12 protein-coding genes are annotated in these 15,258 nt (G+C 61.8%); 5 read left to right on the forward strand and 7 right to left on the reverse strand.

Annotation, left to right across the window (positions count from 1 at the left end; genetic code table 11):
* Positions 1-111 precede the first annotated feature (111 nt).
* Positions 112-1,515 carry a PLP-dependent aminotransferase family protein gene (locus tag PSH80_RS14675; RefSeq protein WP_169989965.1) on the reverse strand — a complete coding sequence of 468 codons (1,404 nt, stop codon included), beginning with the start codon at positions 1,513-1,515 and terminating at the stop codon, positions 112-114.
* 87 nt (positions 1,516-1,602) lie between these two features.
* On the opposite strand from PSH80_RS14675, the gene PSH80_RS14680 reads away from it, so the two are divergent.
* A complete protein-coding gene (locus tag PSH80_RS14680) occupies positions 1,603-2,049 on the forward strand; it encodes a GNAT family N-acetyltransferase (protein ID WP_120733364.1) in 447 nt (148 codons plus the stop codon).
* On the forward strand, positions 2,046-2,666 hold the full coding sequence (locus PSH80_RS14685) for an FMN-dependent NADH-azoreductase (protein WP_057959286.1): 621 nt from the start codon (positions 2,046-2,048) through the stop codon (positions 2,664-2,666). The genes PSH80_RS14680 and PSH80_RS14685 overlap by 4 nt, the downstream gene beginning before the upstream one ends.
* A 3-nt stretch (positions 2,667-2,669) precedes the next feature.
* Here the strand turns inward: PSH80_RS14685 and PSH80_RS14690 are convergent, their stop codons facing one another.
* From PSH80_RS14690 to PSH80_RS14700, 3 genes are all read right to left on the reverse strand, one after another.
* The gene (locus tag PSH80_RS14690) at positions 2,670-4,022 is read right to left on the reverse strand and encodes an SLC13 family permease (protein WP_057440912.1); all 1,353 of its coding nucleotides are present in this window, start codon (positions 4,020-4,022) and stop codon (positions 2,670-2,672) included.
* Between the two features lie 88 nt (positions 4,023-4,110).
* Positions 4,111-4,905 carry a methylmalonyl-CoA decarboxylase gene (gene scpB, locus PSH80_RS14695; protein WP_057959285.1) on the reverse strand — a complete coding sequence of 265 codons (795 nt, stop codon included), beginning with the start codon at positions 4,903-4,905 and terminating at the stop codon, positions 4,111-4,113.
* Positions 4,902-6,131, reverse strand: a complete 1,230-nt coding sequence (locus PSH80_RS14700) for a CaiB/BaiF CoA-transferase family protein (RefSeq protein WP_169989966.1) — start codon at positions 6,129-6,131, stop codon at positions 4,902-4,904. The genes scpB and PSH80_RS14700 overlap by 4 nt, the downstream gene beginning before the upstream one ends.
* A 122-nt stretch (positions 6,132-6,253) precedes the next feature.
* Here PSH80_RS14700 and PSH80_RS14705 point away from each other — a divergent pair, with 122 nt between their 5' ends.
* From PSH80_RS14705 to PSH80_RS14715, 3 genes are all read left to right on the forward strand, one after another.
* The gene (locus PSH80_RS14705) at positions 6,254-7,171 is read left to right on the forward strand and encodes a LysR substrate-binding domain-containing protein (protein WP_305417275.1); all 918 of its coding nucleotides are present in this window, start codon (positions 6,254-6,256) and stop codon (positions 7,169-7,171) included.
* Between the two features lie 87 nt (positions 7,172-7,258).
* Positions 7,259-8,182 (forward strand): LysR family transcriptional regulator, encoded by a 924-nt coding sequence (locus PSH80_RS14710; protein WP_057959282.1) that lies wholly within the window; start codon positions 7,259-7,261, stop codon positions 8,180-8,182.
* 281 nt (positions 8,183-8,463) lie between these two features.
* Positions 8,464-9,690: an MFS transporter gene (locus PSH80_RS14715; RefSeq protein WP_057444027.1), complete on the forward strand. Its 1,227-nt coding sequence runs from the start codon at positions 8,464-8,466 to the stop codon at positions 9,688-9,690.
* Positions 9,691-9,726: 36 nt separating this feature from the next.
* Here the strand turns inward: PSH80_RS14715 and PSH80_RS14720 are convergent, their stop codons facing one another.
* The 3 genes from PSH80_RS14720 to PSH80_RS14730 form a co-directional block, all read right to left on the reverse strand.
* Positions 9,727-10,773, reverse strand: coding sequence for a DUF2931 family protein (locus PSH80_RS14720; RefSeq protein WP_305417279.1), 1,047 nt, complete (start codon positions 10,771-10,773; stop codon positions 9,727-9,729).
* A gap of 11 nt (positions 10,774-10,784) precedes the next feature.
* Positions 10,785-13,157: a DUF3772 domain-containing protein gene (locus PSH80_RS14725; RefSeq protein ID WP_370693740.1), complete on the reverse strand. Its 2,373-nt coding sequence runs from the start codon at positions 13,155-13,157 to the stop codon at positions 10,785-10,787.
* A 147-nt stretch (positions 13,158-13,304) separates the two neighbouring features.
* Positions 13,305-15,023: a hydrogenase maturation protein gene (locus PSH80_RS14730; protein ID WP_057959278.1), complete on the reverse strand. Its 1,719-nt coding sequence runs from the start codon at positions 15,021-15,023 to the stop codon at positions 13,305-13,307.
* Positions 15,024-15,258 lie beyond the last annotated feature (235 nt).

The following is a 15,258-nucleotide window of genomic DNA, read 5'->3' on the forward strand; positions in this document are numbered from 1 at the left end:
TTTGCTTCCCAGGGCAATGAAAGGGCTACGCTAGCACGTCCTTTGAGTGCCTTCGAGACACACAGTTGTAGGGTTTTACCTAGCGATAAAAGCCTTTTTCCGGCACACCACCTAAGTGATGACTTGAGCCAATCGAAGCGCCACCGCGGCAGCCTGTTCGGCGCTGGCGATGTTGGTAAAACCCAGTACCAGGCCGTGCCTGGACCTGGCCTCGAGGTACCACTGCGACAGCGGCTCGACAGCGAGGCCAATGGCCCGGGCACGCTGGGCGAGTTCCACATCATCCCCTTCACTCAGGCCCGCAATCAGGTGCATGCCTCCGGCCTGGAGGTTGATCGACAGCCGTTCGCCGAACTGTTGCTGTAGCGCATCGACCAGCCACTGGCGGCGGCGCGCGTAGAGCGTACGCATTTTTTTCAAATGCCGTGCAAAGTGCCCCTCGTAGAGGAAGGCGCTGACCGTCGCCTGGAGAAGCTGCGGGCAGTGGTTGTGCAGGCGGTCAGCCTGGCGGGCGAAGGCGTCGCTTTGCGCCTGCGGCACCACCAGATAGGCCAGGCGCAGGCCCGGAAACAACACCTTGCTAAAGGTGCCGGTATAGAGCACCCGCCCCTGCTGATCGAGGCTCTTGAGCGCAGGCAAGGGCCGGCCCTGATAGCGGTATTCGCTGTCGTAATCATCCTCGATGATCCAACTGCCTTGGCGACTGGCCCAGTCCAGCAGTGCCAGCCGGCGCGGCAGGGACAGTGATACCCCCAGCGGGCTCTGGTGGGTCGGCGTGACCACGGCAAAGCGTGCATCCGCACAGCGGGCGATGCCTTGTGCGACATCAAGCCCCTGCTCATCCACGGCAACCGGCACCAACTGCACGCCGGCCTCCCGGAGTGTGTTGCGCGCCATGAAGTAGCCCGGCTCTTCCAGCCAGCAGCGATCGCCGGGGCGCATCAGCGTGTGGCTGATCAGGTCCAGGCACGCGCGATAGCCCGCGCAGACGAACACCTGTTCCGGGCGGCAGGCAATCCCTCGGGCAATCCCCAGGTAGCTGGCAATGGCTGTGCGCAATGCTGCATGGCCACGCGGGTCCGGGTACACCAGCCCCTCGAGGCCGGCCTGGCGCAGTTGACGACCGGCCAGCCGGGTCCAGAGCTTGCGGGGAAATGCATCCAGTGCGGGCAGCCCCATCTGCAGTGCCAACGGCAGCGCCCCGCAATGATTGGACGAGTACTGCGGCGCAGCAACCGGGGCCTGGAGTACGGGCGAGGCAACGGCAGCCAGTTGCGGCGTGACAATCGTCCCGGCGGCGCCCCGCGCAATCAGGTAACCCTCCCCTATCAACAACTGGTAAGCCGCTTCTACCGTGCCACGCGCCAGGTTCAACTGCGCCGCCAACGCGCGTACGGCAGGCACGCGATCCCCCGGGCGCAGGCGGCCATCGGCAATGGATTCGCGAAATCGCTGGTAAAGCTGGCGATACATCGGCGCGCTCTGGCTACGGTCCAGCGTAAAGGGAGGAATCATGGCCTAGTCATTTATGCACTTTTCGGCCCTGTAGCTTAAGTCATCGGGGCTTTAAGGTCAGCTACCTCTCTACAACGGACGACCGACATGGCTTATACCCTTGGGCATCTGGAGGACCAGCAGGCCTTCGCGGCCAGTTTCAACCTGATGCACGTGCTGCGACCCCATGTCGCCAACCCGGCCCACTATGTCGCGCAACTGCTGCGCCAGGTCGGGCAAGGCTACCGTCTACTGGCTGCATGGGAAGCTGGGCAGGTGGTGGGTCTGGCCGGTTACCGCGAGTTGGAGAACCTGCTCTACGGGCGCTTCATTTACGTCGATGACCTGGTGGTACACCCCGACCTGCAGCGCGGTGGCCTCGGCGCACGGCTGCTGGACGCCGTGCGCGAAGAAGCCGTGCAGCGCGGTTGCGCGCATTTTGTGCTGGACACCGGGCTGCATATGCCGCTGGCCCAACGTTTCTACTTTCGCCAAGGGCTGCTGGCCCACGGCATACACTTCACCCAACGCCTTCACACAGAGAGTCCGGCATGAAGAGTGTTCTATTGATCAACGCCAGCCCCAATGGCCAGGTTTCCCATGCGAACCAGTTGGCACTGGAACTGGTGGACACCCTTCGCCAGCGCCATCCGAGGCTCGAACTGGTCGAACGCGACCTGGGCACACACCCACTGCCACCGCTGGGCATGGATTACGCCCGGGGCCTGGCGACGACCACGCCGTTCGACGCGCCGGCTTTCGAGGTTTCCGAAACGCTGATCCGCGAGTTGGAAGGCTGCGATATCCTGCTGATTGCCACGCCAATGCACAATTTCACGCTGCCCGCTGCACTCAAGCTGTGGATCGACTACGTCCTGCGTATTCACCGCACATTCAGCTCAGGGCCCGAGGGCAAGACCGGTCTGCTGAGCAACCGTGCGGTGTATGTGCTGGTGGGTTCCGGTGGTTTTCATCAGGGCGCGTCGGCACGGCAACCGGACTTCCTGACACCTTACCTGCGCCAGGTACTGGGCACCCTCGGGCTGTTCGACCCGCACTTCACCTACCTCCAGGGCCTGGTATTCGGTGAGGAAGCGGTCCAAGCAGCGCTCCAGGAGAGCCGTGCCCGGCTGTCACTGGAGTCACTGTTCAACCCACTGATGGGTACCTGATCGTCACAGCAGGCCCGGCACCACCAGGGTCAGCCAGGCAACACACGGCCCGACCAGGGCAATCACTGCGCTGTAGATCAGCAGGCTGCGCAAGACTTTTTCGCGCTCCTGCGGCGGTGTATTGGCAACCACCAGTGCGCCGTTGGTGGAGAACGGGCTGGTATCGACGATGGTGGTGGAAATGGCGATGGCCGCGACCACGCCGACCGCACTGATATGGCCCTGGCTCAAGAAGGGCACGGCCAGGGGAATGATCACCCCCAGCAACGCCGTGGACGACGCAAAGGACGAGATGATCGCGGCGGTAAAACACAGCAGCAACGCCACCAGCAGCGGCTCACCCAGCCCGGAGATGCCATGGGCGACATAGTCGATGGTGCCGATGGTCTGCATCACGCCGATGTAGGTGATGATCCCGGTGATCAGCAGCACCGTCGACCAACTGACCTTGTCGATGGCCGCCTTCTGCGCCGTGGGTGCGAACATGGCCAACACCACCGCGACCGTCATCGCCACCAGGCCGATATTGAACTTGAACACCAGCGCCGAGATCGCCAGGGCCAACAAGCCGATCAGTGTCGACAGCTTGGCCCCGTCCAGGCCACTGACAGCCTGTAGCGGCGCACCGGCGCCGGTCAGGTCGGTGCGGTGATAGGCCGGGGAAGCCGGCGTACCGCCATGGCCAAGAATCGCCAGGGATGCACCCGCCGCATGCAACGTGGGGCCGAACGAGACCGGTGCCAGCGACAGGCGCGCGCTGCGCAAACCGCCGAACACGACGAAGACCACCATGGCAATCCCCAGGTTGAACAGCAAGCTGGTGATGAACAACGTGAACGGCGCATAGGGCAGCCCGGACGACGCCACGATCTGATTGGTGATGCCACCGAAAATGCTCACCGGCGAAAAGCTGCCGCCCTGGGCACCATGAATCACCATCAGCCCCATCAACACCGGGTTGATGCGGTACTGCACGGCGAAGTTCAGCGCAATCGGCGCCAGGATCGCGGCCACCGCCGGGCTCAGCGCGCCGAAACCGGTCAGCAATGCCGCCACCACGAACATCACCCAGGGGATCCAGGCGACGCGTCCACGCACCATCAACACCGCCCGCTCGATCAGCCAGTCGATGGTGCCGTTGTTCTGCGCGATGCCGAACAGATAGGTGACCCCGACCAGCGTCAGGAACAGGTCACTGGGAAACCCGGCAAAGATCGTCGCCGGGGTCATTTCCAATATCACCGAACCGACGACAAAGGCCGCCGCAAAGGCCAGCGCGCCCATGTTGATGGGCAACACGCTGGCGATGCCGAAGATGACCACCAACACCAGAATCGACAGAAGCTCATTATTCATTGCAATCTGACTCCCCGCAGTCGGACGGCCCCGCAGGTACCGCCCTTGTTATTATTTTTTCGGGATGTGGCGCTACCGCACGCGTGTTCTAGCGACCGCCGAACACCGCCGGCCGGCGCTCGGCAAAGGCTGCCAGGCCTTCGCCAAAGTCGGCGCTTTCACAGGCTTGTCGGCGCAGTTCGGCAATCTGTTCCATCGCCTGCACCGGCATCGGTTGCAGGTCTTCAAGGATGCGCAGCTGTTCCTTGACCGCCGCAACCGCCAGGGGCGCCTTGCTGGCAATACCTTGCGCCAGCTCCAGCGCAGTCGCTTCCAATACATCGCTGTCGACCAGGCGGTTGACCAGGCCAAAGCGTTCCGCACGCTGCGCATCAAGCTTCTGCGCCGTGAAGAACATTTCCTTCAACACATGAATCGGCAAATTGTTGAAAAAGCGCAGCAAGCCGCTGGTGGTGTACGGCAAGCCAATATTTACCGGGGTCATGGCAAAGCTGGCGCTGGGGTCCGCGACGACCAGGTCGCAGCTCATCACCAGGTCCACCGCACCACCCCACACCGAGCCGGACACCAGGGCGATCACCACTCCGGGATAAGCACGGATGCGACGTATGACCCGTTCCAGCGGCTTGCCGTAGGCAATCGGGTCGCGGTCGTGTTGCAGCTCACGGATGTCGTGGCCGGCGCTCCATACCGATTGGCCGACTTCGCTGCCCAGGATCACCACCGGGATGCGTTGTGCCGCCAGGGTCTGCAGGCTCTCATCGAGTGACTGCAATAGTTGTGCGCTGAGTGCATTGCGTTGTGCGGGGTTGCTGAAGACCAGTCGCGCGATGCGCTCATCGACTGGGTGGACGGTCACGGTGGCAGTAGCAGCGGGATTCATTGTGCGGTTCCTGTTGATTGGGTGCAGGGGCTGTCGGCGGAGTCCTGGAACACGACCTTTGCGTCGAGCAGTGCGTTGATGGATGTGCTGTCGAAGCCGGCTTCACGCAGGATTTCGACGGTGTGTTCGCCCAGCAGTGGCGGTGGGCGGCTGGCACCGCTGGCAGTGCTGCCAAACACTGGAGTCACCACCTGGCGCAGGGCACCGAGGGTCGGATGGGTAAGTGTTTCAGTCAGTTGGCTGTGCAGCACCTGTGGGTCGGCGAACACCTCATCGAGGGTATTGATCGGGCCTGCGGGTAATCCTGCGTCGACAAACAGAGCGGTCCATTCGCGTTTGCTGCGGGTTTTCAAGCGGTCTTCGAGAATATCGCGTAATTCATCACGACGTTCGACCCGCGCTTCATTGGTGGCGAACCGTGGATCGTCCGGCAGCCCGGGCAAATCCAGCAGTATGCACAGGCGCCCCCACATGGCCGAGGTAATCGGCGCCAGATTGAGCGGGCCATCCAGGGTCTGGAACACGCCATAAGGCGCAATCACCGAATGGGCGTTGCCGGTGCGGCGCGGCACGTCCCCGAGGCTGAGGTAGCGTTGGCCATGCACACTCAACAAGCCGACCAGGCTGGCCAGCAGCGAGGTGCTGACATGCTGGCCACGCCCGCTGCGCTCGCGCTCCAGCAGCGCGCCCAGCACGGCTGTCACCAGCCACATGCCCGACGTCAGGTCGCCAATAGCGGTGCCGGTGCGCGTCGGGTCGCCATCGCCGAAACCGGTCAGGCTCATCAGCCCCGAGTAGCCCTGGGCGATCTGGTCGAAGCCCGGCCAACTGCTCATCGGCCCATCGGCGCCAAAGGCGTTGATGCTGCCCAGCACCAGTCGCGGATTGCGGGCGCTGAGCACCTCATAACCGAGGCCCATGCTGTGCAGCGTGCCGGGCTTGAAGTTCTCGATGACCACATCGGCGTCGTCAATCAGTTGCTGGAGGGTGGCCAGCCCCTTGGGGTTGCGCAGGTCAATGCACATGCCGCGCTTGTTGCGGTTGCACGATAGATAGTAGGTGCTCACGCCCCGGTCAAAGGGCCCCCAGGTACGGCTCATGTCGCCATCGGGGCCGGACTCGACCTTGATCACATCGGCGCCCAGATCTGCCAGCACCATGGTGCAGAACGGCCCCGACAGTGCGCGACTCAGGTCGACGATTTTCACGCCGTGCAAAGCTTGCATAGAGTTCTCCAGTAACGGGCACTTGGTGGGTGGTGAACCGAGTCTAGGCGTCGTATCTCATAAACTTAAAATATGATATTCCTCTACCTTCATCGGAAAATCATATGACGTGAGAGGCACCTATGGACCTGCGCCAATTGCGCTATTTCATCAAAGTCATTGAGTGCGGCAACATCACCCGCGCCAGTGAAGCGCTGCATATTGCGCAACCGGCCATCAGCCAGCAGATGCGTAACCTGGAGTTGGATATGGGCATGCAGTTGCTGGAGCGCAGCGTGCATGGCGTGGTGCCCACGGCAGCCGGGCAGACCCTTTACCGGCACGCCATCGAGCTGCTGCGCCAAGCCGATGGCACCCGGGAAATGCTGCGCCAGGACGCCGACTTCCCCCAGGGCAAAGTCTCGGTCGGCATGCCCTCGAGTACCGCACGCATGCTGGCCATTCCCTTGGCGCGCGCGATTGGCCAGCGATATCCCGGCATCAAGCTGGAGTTGATTGACGCCCCCAGCGCCGAACTGGGGCGCCTGATCACCGTGGGGCGGGTGGCACTGGCGGTGAACGTTGATGTGGTCGAAACCCGAGGCATGGCGTTCCAGCGGCTGTTAACTGAAACACTGTATTTGGTGGCCTGGCCGGAATTTGAATTGGCCGAAGACCCGGTGTCGATTGAGGCATTGGCAAAAATGCCGCTGGTGCTGCCGTGTGCGCCGAATACCATCCGCAGCCGGGTCGAGTTTGCCCTGCAGGAGGCCGGCCTCAAATGCGAGGTTGAGTTTGAAGCCAACTCCACCGACCTGTTGTTCTCAGCCGTCAAGGCGCAGTTGGGTGTCACGATCCTGCCGTGGGCGGCGGCCCATGCCGAGCTGGGGCAACAGCGGCTCAAGCTGGCCAGGATCGATCATCGACTGTTCAAGCGCGATCTTTCACTGTGCTGGCATGACACGGTGGTCGAGAGCAATGCGGTACAGAAGGTCAAGGCAACCATCATTGAGCTGTTCGAGGCGTTCGGGCGCCAGCCGGGGTGGGCGGACGGGCAGTGACAAGAGGCTGGGGCTCGACGCGGGCCAATAAACGGTACCATTGCCGCGCCTGGCCCACTGATCGGTTCAAATGAAGGAACAGAAGACATGATCGAAACCCGCCTGCTGCGCCAGTTCATTGCCGTGGCTGAAGAGCTGCACTTTCATAAGGCGGCGATACGCCTGCACATGGCCCAACCGCCGCTGAGCCAGGCCATCAACCGCCTGGAGGGCAAGCTGGGGTTCAGTCTGTTTACCCGCAGCAAACGCGGGGTAAAACTGACCCCGGCCGGTGGCGTATTCCTGGATGCCGCTTACAGCACCCTCAACGAATTGGAGCGGGGTATCGAGCACGCGCGCCAGGTAACCGAGGGGATTGCGGGCAAACTGACGGTGACTGCGGTGTCGATCACCTACTACGCGTCACTGCTCAGTAGCCTGCGCCGGTTTCGCGAGACCATCCCCAAGGTGCAATTGGTCATCAAGGAGATGCCCTCCGCCAGCCAGGCCAAGGCCATTGTGTCGGGGGAAGCGGATATTGCTTTCATGCGCAAGTTGCCGATTGCGGCGCAAAACGTCGAGTCGCGCCTGTTGCTGAACGAACAGATCGTGATGGCATTGCCCGCCGACCACCCCAAGGCTGGCGCTGGCCAGATCGACTTGCGGGACTTCGCCGGGGAAGACTTCGTGTTCACCCCCCAGGCCCTGGGCAGCGGCTATCACAGCCAGTTGATCGCCCTGTGTGAAGCCGCCGGCTTTTACCCCAGGGTGGTGCAGGAAGCCGCGCAGCTCCATACCTTGATCGGCCTGGTGGCCTGTGGCTTCGGCGTTGCCCTGGTGCCGGAGTCGATTGCCAACTCGATCATGCGCGACAAGGTCGTGTTTCTCCGGATCGGCCCGGTCGGCGCCGCCCCCAATCCGGCCATCGGCCTGTACCTGAGCTGGAACACCGACAACCAATCACCGTTGCTCGACAGTTTTATCTCCCTGCTCGACTTCGGCGCCACCGCTGTGCCAGCGACCACCGATTAGTCGCGGCCAAAAGTATTGGGCAGAGACTTTATAGTATTTCCCATGGCGCGGTTGCCGCCGGCAGCGTGGTCATCTGCCTGGCTCCGGATAGCGTGACCTTGCACTTGCTGCGCCTGGCGCACCAGCATCTCCCCCAATCCATCGCCGGGGCGGCATTGATTGCATTGATGATGACTATCAAACCGAGCGCCCTGTTTAATTACCCACACTGATTCCTATAATCGCCTCCACATTCTCCCCCCGGCCTGGCTTCAGGCTGCATTTCCCCCGGATCTTCACCCATGCCAAGTGCCCACCAGGCCCCTCGCAGCCTTCCCGAACATAATCAACAGAGTGTCAAACAGCAGTGGCTGGCGATTCTCTCCGTGGCCGTAGGTGCCTTCGCCCTGGTAACCAGTGAGTTTCTGCCGGTGGGTGTGCTCAATGATGTCGCCAGTGACTTGGGTATCACTGCCGGTCACGCCGGGCTGATGGTGACCCTGCCCGGCATCATGGCCGCCCTCGCCGCGCCTTTGCTGTCGGTCAGCATTGGCACCATGGACCGTCGCTATTTATTGATCGGCCTGACGCTGATCATGATCATCGCCAACTCGGTGGTGGCTTTTGCCAGCGACTTTGGCCTGCTGCTGTTGGGCCGCGTACTGCTGGGCATCAGCATCGGCGGCTTCTGGGCGACCGCCATTGCCCTCAGCGGCCGGCTGGCGCCCAAGGGTGTGGGCGTCGCCCAGGCGACTTCGATCATCATGGTCGGCGTGACCCTCGCCACCGTGCTGGGCGTGCCCGTAGGCACCTGGCTTAGCGGCCTGATGGGCTGGCGCATGACCTTCCTGGTCACCGCGCTGATGGGCGTCCCGGTCCTCCTGGCGCAGATATTTCTGCTGCCACGACTCAACCCGGAGAAAGCCATCCACATCCGCGACCTGCCCGCCTTGTTTATCAACCCCCAAGCGCGGGTCGGATTGATCGCAGTATTGCTGATCGGCCTGGCGCACTTTGCCGCGTACACCTATGTGGCGCCGTTCTTCAAGCACAGTGCCGGCTTCGACGGCCCGACGATTGGCTCGTTGCTGTTGCTCTTCGGCGTGGCTGGGGTCGCGGGTAATATTTTTGCCGGCTTTGCCGCCAACCGCAGCGTACGTCACACCCTGTTGCTGGTGGCGCTGATGATCGGCACCAGCACCGCCCTGTTCCCCCACTTCGCCACCGGCATGACCGGCGCAGCCATGTTGATTGGGCTCTGGGGTTTTGCCTTCGGCGCCTTCCCGGCCTGTGCCAGTATCTGGATGTTTGTCGTGGCGCCCAAGGATGTCGAACGCGGCATGCCGCTCTTCGTCGCCCTGTTCCAGGTGATTATTGCCCTGGGTTCATTCTTCGGTGGGCGGATCGTCGACCAGTTGGGCAGCTCGGTGCTCCTGAGCCTCGCCACGGTGCTGGTAGGCTTGGGTTTTGTGACGGTGCTGGTGCTGGGACGCAATGTCAGCAACAGCCTTGCGGCCCAGCCCTGCTGAGCAGTGAAACCTGGCTCTCCCCTCAGGCGGGGGAGCCTACTCGATTTTACGGGACAGCCTGACTTTGGCTTTGCCGATGGGAAACTCTTGCGCGCCCGCCCTTAATGCCAGGGAAACCCGGGTGTTTTGCGCGTCAACCTTCACCAGCAGGTCTATGTCTTTTTGTTTGCCCAGTTTCTGGAAAACATCGAAGATTTCTTTTTCATCGAATGCGTCAATCCAGACGCCATACCGGCTGTTGCCATTGCGCCAATAGAACCCGCAGAACGTTGGAATGGCCCGTTTTACATAGTGATTGTCGAGTAGGGCCTTTCCGAAAAGATTCTCCTGCTCGCCGTTGTAGGCGCTGAATCCAAAATCTAGCCATTCGCCTTGCTGCAGCACAACGACAGGCCTCCAGTTGTATTTCTCCCGGTAGGTGTCGTAGATGTTTGCCAGGGGATAGCCCTGCGTGGCTATTTTTTGCCGGATATCGGCACTGAAGGTCTTATAGGATGGATCATTGAGCATGCGGTCTGCATAGCCGTCTTTGAACATGTACTGGGCATTGCTGTAGGCGCTCTCCTTGGTAAGCGTTGTGGCCTGCGCCTGAAAGACCCCCACCTCCTTCTGGTTTCCCGCCCCGCTCATCCAGAGCACCACCCTGCCCTGTGGCGCCAACCCCACGATAAACGTGCTGTAGGTGTCTTTTTTATGGGTGTCTTGATCAATAAAGCCCTCATCCAGGAGGCTCTTTATCTTCTGTGGGTCCAAGTTCCATTGGCCGCTATAGAACGTTCTCTCCACCAGCGAGTACCACGTGAACTCCAGTTGATAGGGCACTGCCTTTTTTTCCAGCGCCGTGGTCATGGTTCCGCCAGGACTCCCCCAACCGGTGTTCTGCGTGCCCCAGATCGCATCAAAACCGTAGGTAAAGCCCTCAGCGACCAGGGCGCCACCGTATACCTCCATGGGGTATTCCTGTGGTGCAGAGACAGTTCCCGTCCAGCTATAGGTTTCAGGCATGTCTTTACTCTTGCACGCCGCCATGGAAAAACAGAACACGACCGCAGCGATCACGGTTATCGGGCTTTTCAGTGTCACGCACTGCCACCTCATGATTGCCTCACAGGAACATCACCAGCCACTGCACCGGCCTCTCCCGGAATCAGCACCATGCTCTGGGGCGAAGACAATGTAATCCCCATGTCCTGCAGGCGCGCTAGCAGGATAAACAGCAAGTCGCTGCGGGTGCCGGACACCGAGCGCGGGCTGTTGACGTAGCCGCTGACCCCAATGATCAAGCCATCCCTGGCCAGGTCCTTGAACGTGACCGAAGGTGCGGGAGTGTCGAGAATCGCCTCGTGCTCGGTAAACGACTGCATCAGCAGTTCGCGAACCTTCAGCACATCGGTATCCAGCGGCAAGGTAAGGGTGATGCTCACCACACCGAGCGCGTTGCCCATGGTGACGTTGCGCACGTTTTGCGAGATGAACTGCGAGTTCGGCACAATCACCGTCGAGCGGTCGGACATCTGGATCTCGGTCGCCCTGACGTTGATCCGGCGAATATCGCCCTCCACGCCCCCCAGGCTGACCCAATCGCCGACCTTCACCGGCCGTTCGGTGAGCAGGATCAGCCCGGAGATGAAGTTCTGCACAATCGCCTGCAAACCGAAGCCGATGCCCACCGACAAGGCACTGACCACCCAGGTCAGGCTGGTCAGGTTGATCCGCAGGGTGGACATCACCAGCAGGCTCAACAACACAAAACCGAGGTAACCCACCAGGGTCACCAGGGACGCGCGCATGCCGGCATCCATGTTGGTTTCCGGCAGCAACCGCTCACTCAGCCAGCGCTTCAAGGTGCGCACGGCGAACAAGCCGACGACAAACATCAGCAGCGCAATGAGGATGTCCTGGGGAACGATCTGCAGGTTGCCCAGGGTCTTGCTGGATTCGCCCAGTTGGCTGAAGCCCTGGAGCAACTCACTGGGGCTGGAGCCCGCAGGAAGGAAGGCCGCCATCACGGCGGTGAGCAGCAGCAAGGTACGGCCGACGCCCGCCAGCACCGTGCACGCCTGGGCCTGGTGCCGTGGCGACAGCCCCAGGGCGTTGGCCAGTGCCAGGCCGCTGGGCTGCCTGGGCGAAAGCAGGGTTTCACAGACGTCACCAAAAAAGGCGATCAACAGGTAGGCCGTGGCCGCCACGACGCTGACCCACAACAGTTTGACGGTAAGGAAGTAGGCCAGGGACAGATACCCGGTGAACAACGCGAGGACAATCACCGCCACCCACATCGACGCGACAAAGGGCAACATGCCGACGAGCCCGCCCGGGCGCTGCAACTCGAGTTTTTTGCGCACGTGGCGCACGCGCAGTAGCGCGGCGATGAAGATCAGCGCGGTGGTCAGGGCGGTCAGGCCATTGAGCGCCACGGTCAGCGCCAGGCTGGCGCCCGTGACATTGTTGATCCGCTCCTCGGTCGCCACCAGCATCAGCGCCACCGCCAGAATCGCCGGGAAAGGCCCCAGGGCACTGGCGATTTCATCGGCAATGGCCGGCAACCGCCAGGACGGGCGTGGCAGCATCAGCAAGGCGCGTCCAAGGCCGGCAATAAACGCGCAGAAGGTGGCCAGGGTGACCAAGTGATCGGACAGCCGGCCCAGGTTTTCACTCAGGACCGCATTGCTTTCCAGGCCCCAGCGCATCAGCGAGACGGCCCCCATGATCGTCAGGATCGACGATAAGCCTACCGCCACCGCCAACGTGCTGCGCCGCAGGCGCCCCTCCGGCAGCCAACGGATCATCGCCCAGGTAAGCAGATGCTCGAGCAGTCGCCGGCCGAAACTCCAGATCAGTACCGCCACCAACAGCGTGCTGAAGAACGCCCAGCGGTGCTCCGGGCTGATGGCACTCTTGAGGGCAACGATGCCTTCGGCCTTGAGGTTGTCCAGGCGCTGCAGGTCTTCAGCGGTGGGGCGGATCAGGGTCGACCAGAATGTGGGACTGAAGGGCGAATCGGTACGGGAGGTGACCTGGGAATTGAACAGATTGCGCCGCAGGTTGACGATCTGCGCGGCGAGTTCGCGGCTCGTCTGGCTCAGTTGCTTGGCGTGCTGCTCATCCTCAAGCAGGCTGTTCTTTTTTCGGGTCAGGGCATCCCGCTGCTCGGTGAGGCTCTGCGCCTCTCCTGGCTGGGCCGCGCCCAATACCTTGAGTTGATCGTCAATGCGCTCCATCTCGGTGGCGCGCACCGTGAGCAATGCCCCGGCCAGTTGTTGCACCTGCAGTGCGCCCTGTCGAAATTCCGCCAGCTTTTCGTCACTGGTACTGATGGGGACACTCTGGCGAATCAGCTCAAGCTGCTGGCCAAGCTGCTTGAGGTTGGCGTCTTCGGGCAACAGCACCAGGCTGTCGACGACCTCTACTGGCGCCGGCGTGGCGGCCGCATCTGCCCATCCCGGCAGGCTGATAGCCATAACCATGGCCAGCAAGGCCTGGCAGATGACGCCCCTATAAATTCGCCGCATCAATTCACCCTTTTCTGTCTTTTTTCCATTGGCATTATGGACCGCCACGGCAGAAAGGAAATTCCGCCCTGGCGGTAAAAGAGTAGATGCGGCGTTTTCCTCTCAGTCAACCAGTGTGGCCCTGGGCGCCAATGCCCACGGCGCCTGCAAGCGCTGCGGGGTCTGGCAGGTTTTGCGCTTGAACACGAAGTTGCGGCACTTCTCGGCAAACTGCTGGCGGTTTTCCACCATATCCAACCGCATCTGTGCCAGCTCGTTTTCGCGGCAGCGCTCAATCTGCGCAAGGTCCATGTTCGATTTGCGCGCACGATGCAGGGCGTATCTTTCATCGGTCAACGCGTCACTGGCCTGTTGCAGCAGCCATAAGCCAAATGCCCGTGGGCAGCGTGGGCCGATGTCCTGGACCATTCCCCAGTGCCGGGCCTGGAGGGCGCTGATCGGCAGGCATTCTTCGACAAGCTTGTGGGCGACTTCACTGCCGACCGCCCGAGGCAGGCTGTAGGTCCAGTATTCGGAGCCATACAAGCCCATGGTCTTGTAATGCGGATTAAGGACCACACCCGCCCGGGCGAAGACGATGTCGGCCGCCAGCGCCAGCATCACACCGCCGGCTCCGGCGCTGCCCGTCAGGCCACTGACCACCAGTTGCCGGGCCGTCAGCAGCTCGCGGCAAACATCATCGATGGCCTGGATATTGGCCCAGGCTTCCAACCCCGGCACTTCGGCCGCCTGAATCACGTTGAGGTGCACCCCATTGGAAAAGCTCCCGCGCCCTCCCCTGACCAGCAGCACCTGGGTGTCCCGAGCCTTGGCCCAGCGCAACGCTGCGACCAGCCGCTGGCACTGTTCAGTGCTCATGGCACCGTTGTAGAACTCGAAGGTCAGCTCGCCCACATGACCGGTTTCTCGGTAACGAATCGGCTGATAGGCCATCTCGTCGAAGCCTTGGTTGGCGAGCGAGCCGTCCAGCACCGGCACATCAGCCAGTTGCCCGGCTAACACATGGCGGGCCGGTAACTTGAAGGTTTCCTCGCCGGGCAAGGCCTTGCGCTTGAGCGAGCCGAGCCACAGGCTGTGATCGCCGGCCGCAACCAATACCGCGTCGTCCTGTACCGCAAGGATCTCGCCCGGCGTGCCGCGGCGCGCATCCAGGTGCGCGTCATACAGGTAATACTGCCCGCCGGCGAGGCTGGCCAACACCCCGGGCTGGCCGTCAGCGGCGTCGATACTGCGCTTGATAAACCGTGCGCAATCGTACCAACTGAAGGTGCGGTCAGCCTGCTTCATATTCGGCTGCAAACGCCCAGCGACGTCGGGCTGCGTGTAATCGAGGGGCGTGGGCACGAACCCCCTGGCGAATTTCTCCACCACATCGCGGATGCAAGAGATCGCCGCGTCACTCACCAGGCCGTTGTACAACTCGGATTTGCGCACGTCGGCGGGCATGTCGAACTCGCAGGTCGACCAGATCGGACCGGCGTCCATTTCCTCCACCGCCTGCAAGGCCGTGACGCCCCAGCGCCTGACTTGCTGGGTGATGGCCCAGTCCAGCGCGCTGGCGCCACGGTCGCCGACGATGCCCGGATGAATGATCACCACCGGGCGCTCAGGATTGCTCCAGAGTTGTTGCGGTACGCGGTCCTTGAGAAACGGACAAATCACCAGGTCCGCCGCCGATGCCTCGATCTGCCGACATACCGAGGCTTCATCGGTGAACAGCACCACACTGGGCGTGTGCCCCAACTGGCGTAAGTCCAGCCAGGCCCGCTGGGTCAAACCGTTGAACGCCGATGACAACAACATGATCTTCAATGACTGCATGACTGACTCTTCCTTGAAAATGCATGGCCGCAGGCTCCTTGAGCCATCCTTGGCCTTTTATGGAAGTGCCAGAGTAGAGGGAGTAACAGGGGAGGCAGATGATCGAGGTCAATCTTGTGTCAGCACATCGGCTTGATTTGAGTGGCGTGCATGTTAGCCAATGCACCCAGCTTGACCCGCTCAGCAGCTACCCGCCTGATCTTGCTGATGTACTGGTTGCTTGGGCTGCAGGCGT

Origin of the sequence: Pseudomonas sp. FP818, from assembly GCF_030687335.1 — a bacterium.
GTDB classification, from domain to species: domain Bacteria; phylum Pseudomonadota; class Gammaproteobacteria; order Pseudomonadales; family Pseudomonadaceae; genus Aquipseudomonas; species Aquipseudomonas shahriarae.